The organism is Corynebacterium kroppenstedtii DSM 44385 (assembly GCF_000023145.1).
GTDB lineage: Bacteria > Actinomycetota > Actinomycetes > Mycobacteriales > Mycobacteriaceae > Corynebacterium > Corynebacterium kroppenstedtii.
Genome location: NC_012704.1, coordinates 1,821,517 through 1,841,919, shown reverse-complemented (window position 1 = coordinate 1,841,919; position 20,403 = coordinate 1,821,517). Strand labels below are relative to the sequence as shown.

Sequence of the window (20,403 nt, the reverse complement as noted above, 5' to 3'; positions counted from 1 at the left end):
ACTTAATCACTGCGACGTTTTAACGTAAACAGAATGCTCAACTATGCGCCAATTGTGATAAAAAAAGAATAAAAATAACGATTTGTTTACGATGTGTGAATCCCGGGTATGAGCTATATCTAGCGGCCGGGCATGTGCACAATTATCATTTCCGACGCCGACCGCGTCGCACACTCCAGATTGCGCCGGCAATAACGAGCGCGGCAATTCCAGATGTGATAGCAAACGCCTTCGGGTGCCGCCGCAGCTCGTTTCCACGATGGGGCGCGGACTGGTCTTCGGCAACGGTTTCCCCAGCAAACTGACCATCATTCTTCCCCACTTTCTCGGCAGCAGGGGAGCCGACCAGATACCCCACGGAATCGTGAACGGGCCACGCCGCGTCAAGAAGCCTCGTGGCTTGATCCCACCCTTTTCCGGCAGCGTTGGTGGCGTTCAGCTCGATGACCGCTAGTTTCCGCCCGTTACGCTCTGCGCCACCGGAATACGTGTGGCGGGCGTCGTCGGTGAACCCGGTTTTCCCACCAAAAGCCCCTTCATAGGTGAAGAGCATCTCATTATCGTTAGAGATTTGGAAACCAGGATTATCTTGATAGCCGGGGAAATCAACCAGTTTCGTATTGACTATTTCGTTAAACGTCTTGTTGTGGAACGCTTCGCGATACAGCAGCGCCAAATCGTAGGCGGATGTTTGTAACCCCGGCGCGTCGAGCCCCGAATACGACGTCACCCGAGTGTCCTGCGTGCCCGACCCGTCGGCTCGTTTCTGCAAGTCAGCCAGGACTTTTTTCTCTCCACCCAAGGCGCGCATGAGCAGATGGGCACAGTCATTACCGGATCGCATCAGCAGCCCCTGCAGCGCCTGCCTCACCGTATATTTCCCGTCCGGACCAATTCCAGCATGAGAACCCTCCATATTGGCATCCTCTTGAGTGGCCGTTAAAACCCTATCCAGCGGTAAACGATCAATGGCTTCGCGAGCTAACAACACTTTAAAAATGGAGGCCGGCCGGTACCGCCCATGTGGGTCCTTGGCGGCAATAACATCGCCCGAGTCGACGTCGTAAATAAGCCATGATCCGACAGTGAGTCGCTCGGGAACCTTAAACCCCTCCGGAACAATGACGCCGCAGGACTGCAGTTTTTTGCCGCCCTCGGGGTCCGTGTTGACCGGCATGGGGGTGGGGCTGGTGCCACCGGGTTGGACCGTTTCGGACTCATCGACGGCCGGGGGAGTGTGCTCCCGGAAGGGACAAGACTCGGTGTGAAGAGTCGGATCGTCGGGTAGTGGCTGGTCAGGGGGTGCTTCGACGGGGATCCAGTTCGGGTCAATCGGACGAGTTGGAGTGGTCTCATCCTGGGCTAACACCGACACCGAGGGTGCCGACGCCGCAGCCGGGGTTGCCGCTGCTGGCGGTGTGGCCAATCCCGTCCCCGGCATAAACGAGGTGAAGCCCAGCGCGATGCTCACCGTGCTGGCCACGATGGTTCGCCGGAGAGTGGTCGGCGATTGTACGGGCCGCTGGTGTGCGGACCGTTGAGGGTGGGGAGCAAAGCGCTGGGAAGCCATAATCTAGCATCTTAGGAAAACTAGGCCCTGAATATATATGATACTTCGGAGTGCAGCCAGGTTGCGCCAATGTTGCGGCCTCGACGGCATGTCCTACCCATCGGCTAGCCTGAACCCTATGGCAATGAACGCGCAGAAATCACCGTATTCCGCCAGCATGGGGCCGCGCCCATCGATTAGTCCGGATCATAAAACTCTCGATCGTGACACGGTCGCCCAGCTGCCCAAGGTGGAGCTTCATGACCACATCGATGGTGGTCTGAGGCCTTCCACGCTGCTCGACCTTGCTCAGAAGTCTGGCTACTCCGGGTTACCGGACGCCATCATGTCTCAGCCCGAGGACGCGCGCGCTGACGCATTAGAGGAGTGGTTCCGCACGTCCGCCGAATCGGGGGATCTCCCGTCGTACCTGCAATTATTCGCCCACACGACCGCCGTCATGCAAACAGCCGACGCTATCGAGCGCGTGACCCGCGAAGCCGTCGAAGACCTTGCCCGCGATGGCGTTGTGTATGCGGAACTCCGTTTCGCGCCGGAACAGCACCAGGAGCAGGGGCTAGATCTTCAACACATTGTCGACGCCGCGATCGCCGGTGTTCGCACTGGTGAACAGAGTGCTGCCGCGGAGGACAATCCGATCGTCGCGCGGCTCATTCTGTGCGCGATGAGGAACAACAATCGGTCCACGGAGATCGCGCGCCTCGTCGTCGATAATGCGGGTGATGGGTCCGGATATGTTGTCGGCTTTGATTTGGCAGGCCCGGAAGAAGGGTTCTCGGTCCGTGAGCATGCTGAAGCATTGGAGCTGCTCCGTGAAAACCTCGTTCCGTTCACGATCCACGCGGGCGAAGCGGACGGAGTGGGGTCGATGAAGGACGCATTAGCCCTGGGTGCGTCGCGTATCGGACATGGTGCTCGCATTTACGAAGATTTCGGCGCGTCCCTCGACGGGATCGAATTGGGCCCTGTGGCTGCTCGAGTTCGTGACCGCACTGTTGCCTTGGAACTGTGCCCGACGTCGAACCGTCAGACCGGACTGGTCGACTCGATGGAGGATCACCCCTTGTCGCTTTTGTATGAGCTGGGTTTTACCTGCACCGTGAACACAGATAACCGGACAGTGTCCGGCACGACGATGACCGATGAAATGCTGCTGCTCGGCGAGTGTTTTGATTTCGGTTACGACGAGCTGCTGCACCTGACCCTGAACGCGATGGATGCAGCATTCCTCCCCCTGCCGGATCGGCAGCGCCTGGCCAGAGATCTGATCATCCCGGCGTATGAGGAACTGGTTGGTGATCCCGATATGAGGGGCACTAGCCGAACCGACGGCTCCAGCCACCACGACGATGGTGCTGACGAGCACGATCCTGAGGGGCACTCGCATGACCACGCTCATGGAGCCCATGGGCATAACCACTTGGGCGCGGACACATTAAATATCGATCTGGGTGATTTAGGCCTCGACGACATTGACGGACTCGCCGGTCTGGACGGATTAGATTTAGGCGATCTCGGTTCAGATAAGCGTGAATAATCCCGACGAGCGCAAGTAATAGGCGTGAATAGCTGGCCTGAGGCGAGCTACAGGGCGCGGGGCAAAAGGGGGTAAAAAGTGACGCTAACTGGTCACAGCTATCCCTGTTCAGATTATCTGAATCGTTCAACACCAGCAGAAACAGATTTGACCACCCCCACTGAGGCGGGTGAAATAGCGAGATTGATCAGACATGTCCGTTATTCGCAGCCGCGGGTGACGGGATCTAACCACTGACACTCATAAGGATCGGGATACCTGTGCACCACCGTGTCTCTTACACCGTTCGACGGTGTGCCGTCGCCCTCGTGGTTGGCGCCGTAGCTGTTGCGGGCGCGGCATGCTCATCCACCGGCGGAGCGCCCCGGAGTTCCGGAAGCTCCGGTGGGGGAGGAACCGTCGATACTCCCCGTATGACGGTGGCGATGGTCACCCACGGTGCGCCTGGGGATACCTTCTGGGACCTCGTGCGCAAAGGTGCCGAGGACGCCGCGAAAAAAGACAACGTTGATTTCAGGTATTCCTCCGACCCCCAAGCGCCGAACCAGGCGAATCTGGTCCAGAACGCGATCGACTCCAAGGTGGACGGGATCGCTGTCACCATGCCGAACCCGGAGGCCATCGGGCCCGTCGCCAAGAAGGCCGACGATGCGAAGATTCCGGCAGTCGGGTTGAACGCCGGGATGGATGTCTGGCAGAAGTACGGCCTGAAAGGGTTCTTCGGTCAGGACGAGAAAGTTGCTGGAGAAGCGGTGGGCGACAAGCTCAAAGAACAAGGCGCCCAGCACACCTTGTGCGTCATTCACGAGCAGGGCAATTCCAGCCAGGAAGCCCGTTGCGGTGGCATTAAAGACAAAGTGAATACGGAGATCCTCTACGTTAATGGGCAAGATTTGCCCTCGGCGCAGGCCACCATCGAATCGAAACTCGCGCAGGATCACAGCATTGACTGGGTGATGGGGCTGGTTGCGCCGGTCGCACTCCGCGCGGTGGATGCTGCCCGCGACGCCGGTTCGCAGGCCAAAATCGCCACCTTTGATACCAATGCGGAACTGGTCAACGCCATTAAATCGGGCAACGTTCAATTCGCCGTGGACCAGCAACCGTATTTGCAGGGGTACATGGCCGTGGACTCGTTGTGGCTGCACAAACGCAACGGGACATCGATCGGAGGCGGCCGTCCGGTGTACTCGGGGCCATCCTTCGTCGATTCCTCCAACGTGGATTCCATTGCGGATGCTGCTAAGGAGGGGCTGCGATGACGACAGCGTCTGAATCTGTGCCGGCCACTGAATCCGCACCGACGTCTGAATCGTCCGTACCGGCGCGGCGGCCTTTGTGGCAGCGAACCCTCATGAGGCCGGAAGCAGCCTCCATCTTGGGTGCTGTCATTGTCTTCGCCTTGTTCATGGCGGTGGCCCCGTCGTTCCGCTCTTTCGCCGCATTCTCGACGGTGCTCTATGCGTCGTCGACCATCGGCATCATGTCCTTGGCTGTCGGCTTACTCATGATCGGCGGCGAGTTCGACCTATCCTCCGGTGTGGCCGTCACCACGGGCGCGTTGGCCGCCACGATGATGAACTACAACTGGCACCTCAACTCATGGACCGGCGTGGTGTTGTCACTGCTGATCGCCGTGGCGATCGGCACGTTCAACGGTGTGTTGGTGATGAAGACGGGGCTAGACAGCTTCCTCATCACTCTGGCCAGCTTCCTCATGCTTCAGGGCCTCAACTTGGCGATCACTAAGTGGGTCACCAACGCGGTCTCGACGCCGTCGATCTCGGACATGCAGGGTTTCGGCAGCGCCAAAGACGTATTTGCGTCGTCCATCACCATCGGCTCGGTGTCGGTGAAGATCACGGTGCTTTGGTGGCTCGTCTTCGTCGCCATCGCGACCTACGTCCTGTATTCCACTCGTTTCGGCAACTGGATTTTCGCCGTCGGTGGCGACCACAACTCCGCCCGCGCACAAGGCATCCCCGTGACCCGGGTCAAAGTGCTCCTTTTCATCGGGGTGTCGGTCGCTGCGTGGTTCGTCGGTATGCACACGCTCTTCGCCTTCGACTCCGTCCAGGCAGGGCAGGGCGTCGGCAATGAGTTTTTGTACATTATCGGCGCCGTCATCGGTGGGGTGTCGATGAAGGGCGGAAAAGGAACCGCGATCGGCACGGCAATCGGCGCGTTCATTTTCGGCATGATCAACCAGGGCATTGTGTACGCGGGCTGGAACCCCGATTGGTTCAAGTTCTTCCTCGGGGCCATGCTGTTGCTGGCGGTGCTGTCGAACCGAGCCATGGAGAAAAGGAACAGCACACGATGAGCGATACCGCGATGACACCACCCGCAACCCCGTCGCCGTCGGCCGAGTCACGGACCCCGATCCTCGCGCTTGACGACGTCACCAAGGCCTATGGGACGCACGTCGCGCTCTCGCACATGACGCTGTCTGTCTATGCCGGCGAGGTGACCTGCGTGCTAGGCGACAATGGTGCCGGCAAGTCGACGCTGATCAAGACGCTATCGGGCCTGCACAAACCCACCGAGGGACGTGTTCTTATCGACGGCGAGACCGTTGCGCTGAAGTCCCCGAAGGACGCTATTGCCCGCGGTATTTCCACCGTCTTCCAGGATTTGGCAGTGGTGCCGGATATGCCGGTGTGGCGCAATTTCTACCTCGGGCACGAGGTGGTTCGCGGGCCGAACTGGCTGGGCATGGTTGCTCCCTTGGACGCGGAGCACATGAAAAAGACCACCGACACTGCGCTGAAGTCGATGGGCATTGATCTCCCCGACGTGACGGTGCCGATTTCGACGTTGTCCGGTGGGCAGCGCCAGGTTGTGGCGATCGCTCGAGCGGTTCACTTTGGTGCGCGGGCGATCATTCTGGATGAGCCAACGGCCGCGCTGGGCGTGAAGCAGTCGGGCATGGTGCTGCGGTTTGTTCAGCAGGCGAAGGAACGGGGGCTGGGCGTTATCTTGATCACCCACAACCCTCATCACGCCTATTTGGTGGGGGACCACTTTGTGTTGCTGGGGCACGGTCGCATGCAGTTGGATGCGGGCCGCCAGGACATCACGTTGGAGCAGCTCACCGCGCAAATGGCTGGCGGTGAGGAGCTCGAATCCCTATCCCACGAGCTCGGGCAGGTCCGCGCCTAGCCCGCGCGTGGGTTTTAGGTCCGCGCCTAGGACTTGCTGAACCGTTCGCTCAGCGTTTCTTCCAGGCGACGCCATCCGTCGGCCTCGGTGTCGTACGGCGCCGAGGGGAGGTAATTCGATGACGTACCCAGCATGTACGAGATGTATTCCTGCAGCTCGGGCACGGCGAGGAGTACGGAGTTCACGGCGTCGTCCTCTGCCCAGTCGGAAGCATCGGCAATGACTTCGTAGGCCTGGCCGAGCTGGTCGGTATCGACGGCGTTGGGCCCTTTGGCGATGGACTCCGCCAAGTTGGTGAAGACGTAGTTGTTCGTGGGGTGCGTTTCTACCTTGAGCTCACCGACGTTGGCTTTGTTGACGAGTTCTCCCCAGGTGGAAACGGTCGCCAGGTCGTGGTCTTTATGGTCGACGATCCAGCGGCTGAGAGCGCGCCCGGACGTGAACGTGTAAATCTGGCCGAACTTGCCGAGGAACACGGGGCGATCGTTGATGTAGCACCGCAGGGTGTAGAGAGTACGCCCATTCATCACGATCGTGATCGGATCGATGCCGACGGACGCCCAAATGGTGGAGTCATAGGGGTCGGTGGCCGGCGTGGAGCTGGCCTCATCGTTCTCTGCCTGCGAGGCGCGCTCCGCGGCTACCTCTTTTTCGTGGTCCTCACGTGCGGCAATAGCATCGTCGATGCTGCGCTGGGCATTATTGATGGAATCGGTGGGGTTGTTCCCGGGAATGGCGGGAGTGACGAAGACGGGAGCGGTGCGCGTTCCAGTTGCGCCTGCGTTGCTTGCCGTGTCGCCGGTCGGTGCGCCGACGGGGACGCTTGTGCTGGTAGACGATACATTCGCGGCATCGCCGGACGTGCTGGCGTTGTCGTCGAAGCCTCCATCGTCCACGGCTTCGTTGTCGAGGGCATCGAGGACAGGGCCCCAGTTGGAGAGAATCGTTTGGCCGATGGCAGACCATTCGCCATTGCCGTCGTCGCCAGTAAAGTGCTCAGCTCCGCGGCTGAGGTTGGAGAGCAGCGAGTAGCTGTTGAAGAACCCGTTGATGCGGTCGATTCCGCACACCCGGCCGAGGGAGCGCGCCATAGCTAGGTTTCGCTCGACCTTGTCGACGGAGGCGTAGCTGGGTTTTTCTGCCAGCATGGCGGGAACGGCAACCAGGTCGTAGACATGGCGGGGCGTGGGAACAGCCTGTGATTCCGCGTCCTTATGTAGGAATGCGCGCCACTTGGGGTGCTCGGCGAGGTCGATGGGTGCGCCGGAGTTGATATACGCCAAGAGTTCGGCGGGGGAGGTGAAGAAGTAGAGGCTATCGTCTGATCCGAGAAACGCCTGCCATTCTTCACCGTTCTCTTTCCAGGACGGTGCCCATAGGGTGTAGTACGTTCCGCTGGTCAGTTCCAGTTGGACTGGGATTATGCTCTCGGTGGCCATGATCCCTCATCGTAGCGTGCTTTATCGTTAGTGCTAACAGGTCGGGTGCGTTAGCGCCGGCAGTTACCCCGTGGGCCGGTAGAAGCCGAGGAAGTTCATCCCCATGTTGGTGGTCCGTAGCGGCGAGGTTTGGACGGGATCACCTGCTTCTATCATCATGCTGTCGCCGACGTACATCGCGACGTGTCCATCCCACACCACAAGATCACCGGGGAGAAGTTGGTCTTGGGTGACCTGTGTGCCGACGGTTTGCGCCTCAGCGAGCCGCGGAATGTCTACTCCTGCTTGGGCATACGCCCAATGTGTGAGCCCTGAGCAGTCAAGACCGACGCCGGGGGTGTTTCCTCCCCATTGGTACGGCGTTCCGATGGCACTGCGCGCGGCTTCTACCGCTTGTAGTGCTTGGGGTGAGGCTCCGCTGGCCGACGCATGTGATGGTGGCGGTGGTGCAGCAGGTGGTGTCGAAACGGCTGGTGGCTGGGCGACAGGTGCTTGGCCGCCCGGCACGGTATTCAGCGCCGGTCCCGGTGCAGGTGTTGACGCCCCTAATGATCCTGACGCCCCCGGTGATCCGGCCTCCACATCATTCGCAGAGTTAAGCGTGGGTGGGGATCCAGCGGGGGTCGTTACCGCTGCCGACGGTGGATCGGGCGGTATGTCCACTTCGCACTGCGGGAAGGCAGGTGACGGCTCCTCCAACAACCGCTGAAGTACTGCAACATCGCCTTCGAGCTCCGTGTTGATACGTTCCGCTGCGGTGTCGGCTTCGTGTCGCGCTTCAGCGGATGCCTTTTTCAACGCCGGCATGATCCCGGTCCCGGGCTTCAACGGGATTGGGCCCAAAAGAATAGGGATGCTCATGCTTCCAGTGAGCAGTGACGTCGCGGTCGTGAGATATCGGTTAGCAATCCCGGAGATATCGAGCGCGCCTTTGATGAGGGTGCTGGCTATGTGGATGCTCGCGTGCGACGCGTCCTCGGCCGAGCGTCGGAGCGATTCCGCCCCCTTGCCAGCACGATCCAGTCCATCATGCCACGCGTTTCCCGCCTCGCCAACCAGCGCACTATCAACAGTTGACGTGCTCTCTTTCCACGGCCCGGATAGCATCGCGCCGAGTTCGCGTTGCGTGGCGTCGAAAAGCGGGTAATGGTGAGTGAAATCTGGTAGTGGCGTTTCCGGGGTGATCGGGAGCAGCGACGTGATGTAGTGAACGGTGTCTTCAATGAGCGTTGCGGCCTCGGACGATACAGATGAACCAATAAACGAAGGCATGAGTTATCGTTGCCCTCCTTCGGGGTTACCTTGAATCGTGCTGGTCAGCGAGTTCATACGCACGGCAGCTACCGTGTCAGAATGATCGACGGTATCGGCCAGGGTCCGCGTACCCTGCGAGATTGAGAACAACGATTCGCTGAACTGTCCCAGTTCGTGTCTGAGCCGGTCATGGTTTTGCCCCAGCAACTCGATAGCGCGCTGAAGAGCGGGTATGTGAGGGGAACACCTGGCAAAGCCCGGGGGATTGGCCTCATGACCATCGCGTAGGCGGCTGACAGTATCTGCGCAGCCCGCCAGCTGATCTGAAGCGGTGCGTAAAGCGTCAGGCTGGGCGGTAATCGAGCCGGTCTCCATCATTGCGGTGTCCTCCTGTGTATCGGTCGAGCCAGAGGCGTGCCAGGTGCGCCAGGCCTGCCTGCCGGGCTATGTGATATTTCTCGTGCGGTGGGGTTAGACGCGCGAGTTTCGTTATGGTTCCCCACAGGTAAGCTGGTTTTTATGGAGATTAGGGTCGTTGATCATCCGTTGGTGTCGTCGAGGCTGACCATCATGCGCGATAAGCGCAGCACAAATGATGTTTTCCGGGCGGCGTTGTCAGATTTAGGCATGATGCTGGTGTACGAGGCCAGCCGAGATCTTTCAGTGGATACCTTCCCCGTGTCCACCCCGGTAGACCAGGCTGATGGATTCCGCCTGACCGAGCCCCCCATTATCGTTCCGATTATTCGTGCCGGGCTCGGCATGGTGGACCCAGCATTGTCCATGATTCCCGACGCTCAAGTGGGGTTCATCGGCTTGGCTCGTGATGAGACGACGCACAAGCCTGTGCCGTACTTGGAGGCGTTGCCGGATGACCTTTCTGGTCGCCCCGTCTTCCTCGTCGACCCCATGTTGGCGACGGGTGGCTCGCTGCTTCACGCGATCCGTCTGCTGGCCAGCCGGGGCGCGGACGACATCACCTGCATCTGCATGGTGGCCGCCGAACCGGGGGTGCAGGCGTTGAAGGCCGCCGACCTTCCTGTTACACGGTTGGTCACGGCGACGATCGATCCGTCGTTGAATGAGGATGCCTACATTGTCCCTGGTCTAGGCGACGCGGGCGACCGTCTGTATGGTCCCCGAAATATCGATCTGTAGCTACAGGCGCGGTCTGTAGGCACTCAGCCTCGACGGCCTACCCCTCTTTGTGGCGTCGGGGGTGTCTGCTTTTAGCCCGAACCAGGGTTATGTGTGGGGTTTAGTTTATTCTGAAAGAGACGAGCTGCGCCTTGACGACGGCCGTAGTGAGCCTCGCGCATGTGACCGTGTGCCGGGTTCGGTCCTTGTCTCTGGGCGCTGAGTATGCCCCTGAAACATCACCACATCGAGGAGCGAACTGGTGGCTAAACGGATCGTGATTATCGGCGGAGGCCCGGCGGGCTATGAAGCCGCATTAGCAGGCGCGAAGTACGGGGCGGAGGTCACGGTCGTTGAGGATCGGGGCATGGGGGGATCATGTGTTCTGCATGACTGTGTACCGTCGAAAAGCTTTATTGCCGCCACGGGTATTCGCACCGACATGCGTCGGGCGGATGCGATGGGCTTCCACGCAGGTTACGACGGCAAGCGGCTGCCGTACGCGGAAGTCAACAAGCGCGTCAAACACCTGGCTCAGACTCAGTCGGACGATGTGCAGCGGCAGATGATCGCCTCGGAGATTCGCCTGATTCCGGGGACCGCCAGGTTGAACGATTATGAGCCGGGCCGCACTATTCACCGCGTTTTGGTGGAGCAAGCCGATGGTTCAGAAGAAACAATTGAATGTGACCTTGTTCTCTTGGCGACGGGGGCCACGCCTCGTATCCTTCCCGGCGCGAAGCCCGATGGGAACCGCATCCTGACGTGGCGTCAGATTTATGACCTGGAGGAAGTACCGGAGCATCTCATTGTTGTCGGGTCCGGTGTGACGGGCGCGGAGTTTGTGTCGGCGTTCACTGAGTTGGGGGTAGAGGTCACGATGGTGGCCTCGGGGGATCAAATTCTTCCGCATGAGGATTCCGACGCTGCACGCGTGCTGGAAAATGTGCTGGACGAGCGGGGAGTTCACCTGGTCAAGCGTGGCCGGTGTAAGGCAGTGGAGTACACCGATAACGGGATCAAGGTCATTCTTAACGACGGGCGTGAGGTGGAGGGTTCTCACGCGTTGATGACCGTCGGCTCTGTGCCGAATACGCGTGATCTGGGGCTCGACAAGGTGGGGGTTGATCTGACACGTTCGGGCCACATCAAGGTTGACCGCGTATCCAGGACGTCGGTCCCCGGCATTTATGCGGCGGGGGACTGTACTGACTTGTTCCCGCTGGCGTCCGTCGCCGCGATGCAGGGGCGCATTGCTATGTATCACGCTTTGGGTGAGGGTGTTACCCCGATCCGGTTGCGGACGGTGGCGTCGGCAGTGTTTACCCGCCCGGAGCTGGCAACGGTGGGTGTATCCCAGAAGCAAATTGAATCTGGGGAAGTGTCTGCGCGAATTGAGACCTATTCGCTGAAAGGCAATCCGCGTGCCAAGATGCGGTCCCTTAACCACGGTTTTGTCAAGGTTTTCTGCCGCAAGAATTCCGGCATCGTCATTGGTGGTGTGGTGGTCGCCCCGTCGGCTTCCGAATTGATTTTGCCGATCGCTATTGCCGTGACGAACCGGTTGACCGTGGAGGACCTGAGCCGGACGTTCTCTGTGTACCCCTCGCTTTCCGGCTCGGTGACCGAGGCTGCCCGCCACTTGGTCGCTCACGACGACCTGGATTAACGACGGATTCCCCGGGCTCCCGCTAAAAAGGGGCCCGCGTTAAACGTGAGCCCGCACCACATAAACTCCTGCTAAATCAGCGTGACGGTGAGCCCGAGGTACCCTTCGGCCCATCGCTTGATTGTGCCCTCGGCTTCCTCAACAGCATCGCCGACGGTTTTCTTCTCTGCATCCGGTTCATTAGGAACGACGCGAGTCGGGTCACCCGCGGGGCGAATGGAGAGAGTTGCATGTGTGGCCTTGGGGGCACGGTGTGCATCGTCGCTTGAGGCTTCGTTCTCCTCCGAAGGATCCACGATGACTCCGTCGTCGGAAAAGAGAATGGCCTCCGCGAGCATCTCAACCTGAGTTTGTTCACACACTGCCCAGGACAGCGCCGTCCCCGTCAACCATTGATTGCGACGAAGTTCGATGAAGCTCTCATCAATAGCGCTGCCCGAACCGCCACTGTGTTTCGAGCTGTCAGAACTATTGCTGGAATGATCCGCCCACTCGGCGGCTAGCGCCAGGGCGGGGACGTCGTTAATGCGGTCATCGGCGGACAAAGGACGCAGATAAAAGCGGCCGCCGTTCAATTGCATGGGTTCCATGAGAATCAATTTTAGGAGCCCGAGCGAAAACCAACCCAGCGTCGTCGAGTGACATTGAGCGCACGCTACAACTCCGCGAACCCTACCGACGTCGGCGGGCAGAGATTCCCTTCGCGGAATTCGCCACAGTGTGCGCAAAGTTCATGGCCGAACTCATCGCGTCCTGTTGAATTTCCCGCCGCCGCTGCTTCTGCTCCACCCGCAGTTTCCGTCGCTCCAACTCCAGTTTTTCCTTGTCCATCCGCAGCTGAGCGCGCTGCAGACGCTTCGCTTGGCGGATCCGCGACGCGGTGTGCCACGATTCCGGCCCCACCTTCATGATGTAGAGCAGGATGAAAATCAGGGGGATCAAGAACAAAATGGGTGCGAGCGCAGCATTAATCGCGACGGGCATAGCGAGAAGAGTGGATGATCCCAGCAGCAACCCTAACCGGATATTCCGCCCATATGACGCTGGAGGGAGGACAGTGCCATCGGACATCGTCACCAGCGATTGAGAGCTCTTCGAAATAGTGGCAGACGGAAGCCCTGGCAAGTCCGTGAACAGGGCATTTAAGTCGTCATTATTCAGCGCAGCAGAAGCCGACGACACCCGCTGGTCGTACTCGTCAATGGTCAAGCGGCCCTGTGAGAAGTGGATGCCCAATAACTCGATGGCATGCTGGCGATCATCATCGCTTACTCGGTAGGTGCCCGAAGGGAAAGGCCCCGTATTGGTAGGCATCCGAAGCGCTCCTTGGTGTCATCGGCGTCGCTGGTGGGAAATCCGAGCTCACGCTCCGGACATCCCTCTATTTTCTCAGGATAGCGCAGTGGGGTTGTCTCCGAAGCCGTCATGGTCATCGTCGGCAAGACCATACGACGACCCGCGAGGCGTGTCATGAGCCGTCGTCCCATCTTTGTGCGACGCGGGCGCCCGCGTACCGGTGTTAAACATCAGGTTCAGCACAATCGCAGCCACCGACCCGATGCAGATTCCGGACCCCAGGAACGTCTGCGCCCACGACGGCATCTGGGCAAACAACGTCGGCGACGTCGCCGGCAGCAGCGCCAGAGCCAGCGGAATGGCCACGACCAAAATGTTCGACGAGTTAAACCGCACCGTGGAGAGCGTCCTCACCCCCGACGCCGCCACCATGCCGAACAGCGCAATCCCAGCGCCGCCCAACACCGGTGCCGGAATCGCGGCCACCACCGACGCGGTCTTAGGGATCAAACCGAGCACAATCAGCATCCCGCCGGCAACCGACGTCACCCACCGCGACCGCACGCGGGTAATCGACAACACGCCGATATTCTGCGCAAATGCCGTGTACTGGAAGGTATTGAAGACCCCACCCAGCACAGTGGCAGCGCCGTCGGCACGGAGGCCGTCGGCAATTCTCTTGTCATCAATGGGGGACTCGGTGATTTCCCCGATGGCGACGATGTCACCGGTGGCCTCCACCATGGTGACCAGGGACACGATGCACATCGCGCCGATAGCCGAGGGGATGAATTCCGGCGTACCGAAGTAGAACGGTTGTGTGGCGCCGAACCAGTGTGATGAGGCGGTGGAATGCCAGTCCACCATGCCTTGAGGGATGCACGCCACCAGGCCTGAGAGCATTCCGACTAGCACGGAAATGCGGGCGAGCCACGCCGGCCCCCAGCGCTCAATGACGAGAATGAGCACCAGGACGAAAGTCGCGATCAGCAGGTTCTTCCCGGTGCCGAACTCGTGGGTGCCTTTCGCCTCGGAGCCACCACCAACCCACTCGGCGGCCACGGGTATGAGGGTTGACCCGATGATTAACAACACAGTGCCCGTAACCAGCGGCGGGAAGAGCTTCAATAGGCTAGAGAACAGTGGTGCGAAAATGATCATGAACAGACCGGAGGCGATCACCGATCCGTAAATGGCGGACACACCATAGTGCGACCCGATACTCACCATGGGGATTGCTGCAGAGAATGTGCAGCCTTGAATTAAGGGCAGTCGGACACCGAACCGCCACAGACCGACAGATTGTACGATCGTCGCGATACCAGCGACTAAAAGGTCGGCGGCAATTAAATGTGGAATGTCCGACGATGACATCCGGCCAGCGTCAACTAACGCGTAGCCAACAAAAAGAGGCACAGCCACCGCACCCGCGTAGGCCGCCAGCACGTGCTGGAAACCGAGAATGAGCGCTTTGACTGTGCCAGGCCAGGCGTCGACGGCGATCGCCTGGCCCGAGGGGTTGGGGGAGTGGTTAGGGCTCGAGTGTGATGTGGTCTTAGCAGGGGAGCTCACAAACACTTAGGTTAGTCATGCACCACCTGCCGACGTTCATTGCCCGCAGACGTCCATCACCCGCGGATGTCCACCGCCTACTTGAGCTCCATCAGTGGATCGCCCTTGGAGACACCCTTGCCCTCTTCCACATCCAGCCCGGTGACCGTACCGGACTTCGTGGCCTTCACGGGGTTCTCCATCTTCATGGCCTCCAGGACGACGACAGTCTCGCCTTCCTGAACTTCCTGGCCTTCCTCAACATTGACCTTGATGATGGTGCCCTGCATCGGGGCCACAACGGCGTCACCCGACACGGCCTTGCCGCCACCGCGACGCTTCTTCGACTTCTTCTTCTTGGCGCCACCATTGCCGCCACCACCAAGTGCCAGATCACCCGGCAGCGCAACCTCAACCCGTCGGCCGTCGATCTCGACAACAACCTTCTGGGACGGGGTGGTGTCATCGTCCGCATCGGTGTCACCCGCGTACGGCTCGATGGGGTTGGTCTCCATCCACTCTTGCTCAATCCACTTCGTGTAGACATCGAAGGAGGAGCCGTCGCCCACGAAGGCAGGGTTCTTCACGATGTGGCGGTCGAACGGGATCACCGTCGCCAAGCCCTCAACCTGGTACTCGTCCAGGGCACGGGCCGAGCGGGCAAGCGCCTGGTCGCGGTCCTTACCCCACACGATGAGCTTGGCCAGCATGGAGTCGAACTGGCCACCAATGACCTCGCCCTCATTAATACCGGAATCCATACGGACACCCGGGCCAGAAGGCTCAACATACTTCGTGACCGTACCGGGAGCCGGCATGAAGTTGCTGCCCGGATCCTCACCATTAATACGGAACTCAATGGCGTGGCCATTCGGAATCGGATCCTCTTTGCGCGACAATTCCTTACCTTCAGCGATACGGAACTGCTCCTGCACGAGATCCCACCCGGTCACTTCCTCCGACACGGGGTGCTCCACCTGCAGACGGGTGTTCACCTCAAGGAAGGAAATCAGACCATCGTCGGCAACCATATATTCGACGGTGCCCGCGCCGTAGTATCCGGCCTCGCGGCAAATATCCTTCGCCGACTGGTGCAAACGCTCATTTTGCTCATCGGTCAAGAAGGGGGCGGGGGCCTCCTCAACCAGCTTCTGGAAACGACGCTGCAACGAGCAGTCACGGGTAGAGACCACTACGTAATTGCCATGCATGTCCGCCACGACCTGGCACTCCACGTGACGAGCCTTATCCAGGTATCGCTCGACGAAGCACTCCGACCGGCCGAACGCTGCCATGGACTCACGGACAGCGGAATCGTAGAGGTCACGGACCTCATCCAGGCTGTGAGCGACCTTCATACCACGGCCACCACCACCGAACGCCGCCTTAATCGCAATCGGAAGCCCGTGTTCCTTAGCGAACTCCACCACCTCGTCTGCATCCTTGACGGGTTCCTTCGTCCCCGGAGCCATAGGAGCATTCGCCGCCAGCGCAATGTGGCGGGCCGTCACCTTGTCGCCCAGCTTCCGGATCGAATCAGGAGACGGTCCAATCCAGATCAACCCAGCATTCTCGACGGCCTCCGCGAAGTCACCGTTCTCAGACAAGAAGCCATACCCAGGGTGAATCGCGTTCGCGCCCGACTTCTTCGCCGCGTCCAAAATCTTGTCGAAATTCAAGTACGAATCCGCAGATGTTTGGCCACCCAGTGCGAAGGCTTCGTCGGCAAGATGGACGAACGGCGCCTCGGCATCGGGCTCGGCATAGACCGCAACGCTGGGGATTCCAGCGTCCTTGGCGGCGCGGATCACACGAACCGCGATCTCACCACGGTTGGCGACGAGAACTTTGGTGATTTTTTTGGTCTCGATTGTCTTACTGTCGGCGGACACGAAACCCTCCTGTATTCGCTGTGCAACTCTCGGCTGGTGTGCATCAGTAGTCGGTCACGCGGGCAGGCCTGGGCTGGTTAACTATCGTCAACGCCCCATCATCAGGGATCAAGGGCGCTCACACTCCGGCCACGCGGGGACGAACTCGCTGTAATCGTGTCCAGATGCACAAATTCAATGGACAGCTTTAATTGTGGCACAGCGGTGGCGAAGACCCGTGAACTTTAGCGAGCTGATCGCCCTCAATAGGGGGGCTGAATATGAAATAACCCGCAGCGGTGGCGCCACGGGCTGATAAGCAGAGTTCAGGATGAAAGTCAATAAGGGGTAAATATGGGGGTGGTAGAGAGACGCGGGCTACATCACAGCGGGCGATCGCCACGCACGATCGGCATCCCAACCATATTCCCCCACTCGGCCCACGAGCCGTAATAGCTCTTCACATCATCCCAACCCAACAAATAACGCAACACAAACCACGTATGGGCACTGCGCTCACCCGTCACGCAATAAGTCACCGTCGGGTTCGACGAATCCAGCGCACCGAAAATCTCCCGCAATTCATCCATGCTGCGGAAATTGCTATTCGGATACACCGTCGAATCCCACGGGATGTTCACCGCGCCGGGGATGTGGCCCGTCCGCAATGTTGACTTCGCCGTCGACGAGGCGTTATCGGAGGTCCCGCCGCGGTATTCCGCGGGCGTACGGACGTCGATAATCTGGGATGATTCGTAGGATTCGCGTAAGTCGCCAACAGAGATCAACCCGGTGGTGCACACATCGGGCACGGGGTAGGTGGACTCCGGGTTTTCTGGGACGGCGAATGTCGTTTCCCGCTCGGCCCTGATCCACGCATCCCGGCCACCGTTGAGCAGGCGGACATCCGGGTGCCCGTAGAGTGTGAAAACCCAGAACGCGAAGGCCGCCCACCAGTTAGAATGGTCGCCATAGATCACGACAGTGTCTTCCCGGCGGATCCCTTTATCGCGCATCAATTGAGCAAACGCTTCGGGGGAGATGACGTTTCTGGTGATCGGATCGGAGAGGTCCCGTCGCCAATCAATGCGAATGGCCGTGGGGATGTGGCCGAGATCGTAGAGCAAACTGTCTTCGTCCGATTCGACGACGCGGACGTCGGGGGTGCCCAGTTTTGCCCCCAACCATTGTGAGGTAACAACTTTTTCCGGGTGGGCGTAGTCCTGAAGTAATGGGTGGGGGTCAAGTGGCGCGGCCATGGTTCCCAATCCTATAAGAAACCTGGGGTGGGAGAAGAAGACAGTGGGTAGCTATCCCTTCCGCGCAAGTAACAGCGGTGCAATATAACCGCACTCGGGGGTGAAAACGGGTGGTGTTATTTCCCACAACTCAATATCCAGTGTGACCAGGGGAGGTCTATTAGTGTTTTAGCTGGTACATCCATTAATTCAGGGCTTGTGCAGTAGGGATTAGAGGACTCTGAAGATGGTAGTGACCTGCACCCACACCACATGGGGGTGCGAGACGTAGACGGTGCTCACCCTGTATCCCACAGCGGAGGGCCGGGTTTACGTCGATAACACCAACCGACGGCAATACCGAGGAGAATAGCCAGTGCAGAAGAACATCGTTGTGTTCGAAGTTGAAGGCGGAAACGACAAGGGACCCGATGGTCACCGTAAAGACACGATGCCCATCGTTAACGCAATTAAAGCTCACGACGGCTGGGATTCAGAGGTCATCTACTACGACAACACCAAGGCCGACGAAATCTTCGATAAAGTATCCAAGTCCTCAGGCGGCTACATTTCTCGCGTGAACCCCGGCAAAATTCCCGGTGGTGAAAAGGGCTACTTCGAGTTGCTCACCCGTTTGAGCGACGCTGGCCTCGTCGGCATGTCGAGCCCCGAGAAGATGATGGACTACGGCGCGAAAGATGCGCTGGTGAAGCTCAACGACACGTCGCTCGTGCCCGCGGACACGGCAGCGTACTACGACGTCGAGAGCTTCCACGAGACCTTCCCGAAGTCGCTCTCCTACGGCGAGCGCGTGCTCAAGCAGAACCGCGGATCCACGGGGTCCGGTATCTGGCGTGTTCGCATCGAGGACAAAGAACTGGCCAACTCCGTTGAGCCGGGCACCGCTCTTCCGCTCGACACCATGCTGGTCTGCACGGAAGCCGTCGACAACCACACCGAGCACAAGAAGCTCGGCGAGTTCATGGACTTCTGTGACCAGTACATCGTCGGCGATAACGGCATGCTCGTGGACATGCGCTTCATGCCCCGCATCGTGGAGGGCGAAATCCGCATTCTCCTCGTTGGCGACAAGCCCGTTTTCGTCGTTCACAAGAAGCCAGCCGCCGGTGGTGAGAACTTCTCGGCCACCTTGTTCTCTGGCGCGCAGTACACCTACGACAAGCCGGAAGAGTGGCAGGACCTGATCGACGAATTCGCCGCTGTCCGCCCTGTTATTGCCGACAAGCTGGGTGGCGACGGCAACGTGCCGCTGATCTGGACCGCTGACTTCATGCTTGACGACGGTGAGGACGGCGAGGACACCTACGTCCTGGGCGAAATCAATTGCTCGTGTGTGGGCTTCACCTCTGAGCTGGACATGGGCATCCAGGAAATGGTTGCCGACGAAGCAATCCGTCGCGTTGAGGAAGCCAACGCCTAACAACCCTGACTGGTTGTTATAACCCGGTTGCTATAACAATGTGCCCCATCGATCTGTGATCGGTGGGGGTAATTGGTGTGTGGCGCTTTATGCGCCGTTTTATCTGGCGCTAATGCTGCTTTGTTGTGTGGCCAGCCTGACGACGACCTTTGCGAGGTAACCACCACACGCGGATGGCGCCGAAAATGGACAGGACGACGACGAGGGCGATGTTGCCAAAGACGTCGAGAATGACGACGCCGATGCCACTTTGGCCGGTCGGATCCTGGTACGCGAGGTAGATGAACGGAATGGCGAACCCGGCGTAAATTCCCGCCGCGGCGGTGTATGCACCCGTATAGACGCGCGGCGTGAGGCAGGACAGTGCCGACGCCGATCCCACCAACAGAATCATGAAGGCAACAATTTGGTACGGCGTAGTGTCCGTCGGGGGAGGCCACGTCGGCATTGTTGTTGGTGACCAGGTTAAACACACACCGGCAGAGACGAGGGACGCCACGATTGACCATAGGAAAATGGTGAACTCACGCGTGGCGGGGACCCCATTCGGGGCCCCATTTGCTTCGTCGTCCTCTGCCGCCTGGGCGCCGCTGTGGGTATCCGGTGCTCCGCGTCGGTGAGCCGATCGACCCGCTGTTTCAATCCGGTAGGTCGCGCGGATGATGACGTACCACACCATCAGCGGAAGTCCGAAGAAGAATAGGACACCTAGTAGAACTGACATCGGCTGTCACTCCTTATGCCGTCTATTCTGCGCGGACTAGTTAGCGCCGAGCTGATCGTCGATCAGCGCAGCAACGCATGATGGGTCAGAGTCCTCGAGGAGTTTCCGGCAGCGGTCGTATTCGTTATCTTCCCCGATAGCTCGCGCAGCGAGGGCCAGGGCAGCAATGGCTCGGAGGACCCCGCGGTTCGGCTCATGCGACCACGGCACCGAACCCCATCCTTTCCACCCATTCGCACGCAAAGCGTCAAGCCCACGGTGATAACCAGTCCTCGCATACGCGTAGGCGGCAACAGCCGCATGGCGATGATCGTCGGAGCTGTGAGCAGCGGTCACGTCGACGGAACGCAGTGCATCTTCGGCAAGTTCTGCCCATGCGAGTGAACTTGTGGGCACAGCGACGACGACGTCGTTGAGGTTCTTTCCCTCGTCAATCAGCGCTTTTGCGGGATCGGCGGGTAGTTCGACGGGTGCGGGGGCTAGGAAATCACGGTGCTCACTCATAGGCCCAGTT

At 59.5% G+C, this 20,403-nt stretch carries 18 protein-coding genes; 7 read left to right on the top strand and 11 right to left on the bottom strand.

Annotated features, from left to right (window positions below; genetic code table 11):
* Window positions 1-145 precede the first annotated feature (145 nt).
* On the bottom strand, window positions 146-1,570 hold the full coding sequence (locus CKROP_RS07695) for a D-alanyl-D-alanine carboxypeptidase family protein (protein ID WP_012732171.1): 1,425 nt from the start codon (window positions 1,568-1,570) through the stop codon (window positions 146-148).
* Window positions 1,571-1,688: 118 nt separating this feature from the next.
* On the opposite strand from CKROP_RS07695, the gene CKROP_RS07690 reads away from it, so the two are divergent.
* The 4 genes from CKROP_RS07690 (at window position 1,689) to CKROP_RS07675 (ending at window position 6,269) form a co-directional block, all read left to right on the top strand.
* Window positions 1,689-3,107 carry an adenosine deaminase gene (locus CKROP_RS07690; protein ID WP_420838928.1) on the top strand — a complete coding sequence of 473 codons (1,419 nt, stop codon included), beginning with the start codon at window positions 1,689-1,691 and terminating at the stop codon, window positions 3,105-3,107.
* Between the two features lie 308 nt (window positions 3,108-3,415).
* Complete coding sequence (locus CKROP_RS07685) at window positions 3,416-4,369, top strand: substrate-binding domain-containing protein (RefSeq protein WP_231725362.1); 954 nt, start codon at window positions 3,416-3,418, stop codon at window positions 4,367-4,369.
* Between the two features lie 92 nt (window positions 4,370-4,461).
* Window positions 4,462-5,430: an ABC transporter permease gene (locus tag CKROP_RS07680; RefSeq protein WP_180962439.1), complete on the top strand. Its 969-nt coding sequence runs from the start codon at window positions 4,462-4,464 to the stop codon at window positions 5,428-5,430.
* Window positions 5,427-6,269 (top strand): ATP-binding cassette domain-containing protein, encoded by an 843-nt coding sequence (locus CKROP_RS07675; protein ID WP_012732167.1) that lies wholly within the window; start codon window positions 5,427-5,429, stop codon window positions 6,267-6,269. The genes CKROP_RS07680 and CKROP_RS07675 overlap by 4 nt, the downstream gene beginning before the upstream one ends.
* Before the next feature lie 26 nt (window positions 6,270-6,295).
* Here the strand turns inward: CKROP_RS07675 and CKROP_RS07670 are convergent, their stop codons facing one another.
* From CKROP_RS07670 to CKROP_RS07660, 3 genes are all read right to left on the bottom strand, one after another.
* Window positions 6,296-7,708 carry a SatS C-terminal domain-containing protein gene (locus tag CKROP_RS07670; protein WP_012732166.1) on the bottom strand — a complete coding sequence of 471 codons (1,413 nt, stop codon included), beginning with the start codon at window positions 7,706-7,708 and terminating at the stop codon, window positions 6,296-6,298.
* A gap of 63 nt (window positions 7,709-7,771) precedes the next feature.
* Complete coding sequence (locus CKROP_RS11155; RefSeq protein WP_012732165.1) at window positions 7,772-8,980, bottom strand: C40 family peptidase; 1,209 nt, start codon at window positions 8,978-8,980, stop codon at window positions 7,772-7,774.
* A 3-nt stretch (window positions 8,981-8,983) separates the two neighbouring features.
* Entirely contained in the window at window positions 8,984-9,340 is a 357-nt protein-coding gene (locus tag CKROP_RS07660; RefSeq protein WP_012732164.1) for a hypothetical protein, read from the bottom strand.
* A 141-nt stretch (window positions 9,341-9,481) separates the two neighbouring features.
* Here CKROP_RS07660 and upp point away from each other — a divergent pair, with 141 nt between their 5' ends.
* Together upp and CKROP_RS07650 are read left to right on the top strand one after the other, a co-directional pair.
* Entirely contained in the window at window positions 9,482-10,120 is a 639-nt protein-coding gene (upp, locus tag CKROP_RS07655; RefSeq protein WP_012732163.1) for a uracil phosphoribosyltransferase, read from the top strand.
* Between the two features lie 241 nt (window positions 10,121-10,361).
* On the top strand, window positions 10,362-11,768 hold the full coding sequence (locus CKROP_RS07650) for an NAD(P)H-quinone dehydrogenase (RefSeq protein WP_012732162.1): 1,407 nt from the start codon (window positions 10,362-10,364) through the stop codon (window positions 11,766-11,768).
* A gap of 71 nt (window positions 11,769-11,839) precedes the next feature.
* Here the strand turns inward: CKROP_RS07650 and CKROP_RS07645 are convergent, their stop codons facing one another.
* From CKROP_RS07645 to CKROP_RS07625, 5 genes are all read right to left on the bottom strand, one after another.
* Complete coding sequence (locus CKROP_RS07645) at window positions 11,840-12,358, bottom strand: hypothetical protein (RefSeq protein WP_012732161.1); 519 nt, start codon at window positions 12,356-12,358, stop codon at window positions 11,840-11,842.
* 82 nt (window positions 12,359-12,440) lie between these two features.
* Window positions 12,441-13,082 (bottom strand): DUF1707 domain-containing protein, encoded by a 642-nt coding sequence (locus CKROP_RS07640; protein WP_012732160.1) that lies wholly within the window; start codon window positions 13,080-13,082, stop codon window positions 12,441-12,443.
* A 75-nt stretch (window positions 13,083-13,157) separates the two neighbouring features.
* A complete protein-coding gene (locus tag CKROP_RS07635) occupies window positions 13,158-14,636 on the bottom strand; it encodes a nucleobase:cation symporter-2 family protein (protein WP_237698409.1) in 1,479 nt (492 codons plus the stop codon).
* Window positions 14,637-14,713: 77 nt separating this feature from the next.
* Window positions 14,714-16,507 (bottom strand): acetyl/propionyl/methylcrotonyl-CoA carboxylase subunit alpha, encoded by a 1,794-nt coding sequence (locus CKROP_RS07630; RefSeq protein WP_012732158.1) that lies wholly within the window; start codon window positions 16,505-16,507, stop codon window positions 14,714-14,716.
* A 362-nt stretch (window positions 16,508-16,869) separates the two neighbouring features.
* The gene (locus CKROP_RS07625) at window positions 16,870-17,745 is read right to left on the bottom strand and encodes a sulfurtransferase (protein WP_012732157.1); all 876 of its coding nucleotides are present in this window, start codon (window positions 17,743-17,745) and stop codon (window positions 16,870-16,872) included.
* A 355-nt stretch (window positions 17,746-18,100) separates the two neighbouring features.
* On the opposite strand from CKROP_RS07625, the gene CKROP_RS07620 reads away from it, so the two are divergent.
* Window positions 18,101-19,165 (top strand): Cj0069 family protein, encoded by a 1,065-nt coding sequence (locus CKROP_RS07620; RefSeq protein ID WP_012732156.1) that lies wholly within the window; start codon window positions 18,101-18,103, stop codon window positions 19,163-19,165.
* Between the two features lie 109 nt (window positions 19,166-19,274).
* On the opposite strand, the gene CKROP_RS07615 is transcribed toward CKROP_RS07620, so the two are convergent.
* Both CKROP_RS07615 and CKROP_RS07610 read right to left on the bottom strand, forming a co-directional pair.
* Window positions 19,275-19,889, bottom strand: coding sequence for a hypothetical protein (locus CKROP_RS07615; RefSeq protein ID WP_012732155.1), 615 nt, complete (start codon window positions 19,887-19,889; stop codon window positions 19,275-19,277).
* Window positions 19,890-19,925: 36 nt separating this feature from the next.
* Complete coding sequence (locus CKROP_RS07610) at window positions 19,926-20,393, bottom strand: DUF3151 domain-containing protein (RefSeq protein ID WP_012732154.1); 468 nt, start codon at window positions 20,391-20,393, stop codon at window positions 19,926-19,928.
* Between the last annotated feature and the right edge of the window lie 10 nt (window positions 20,394-20,403).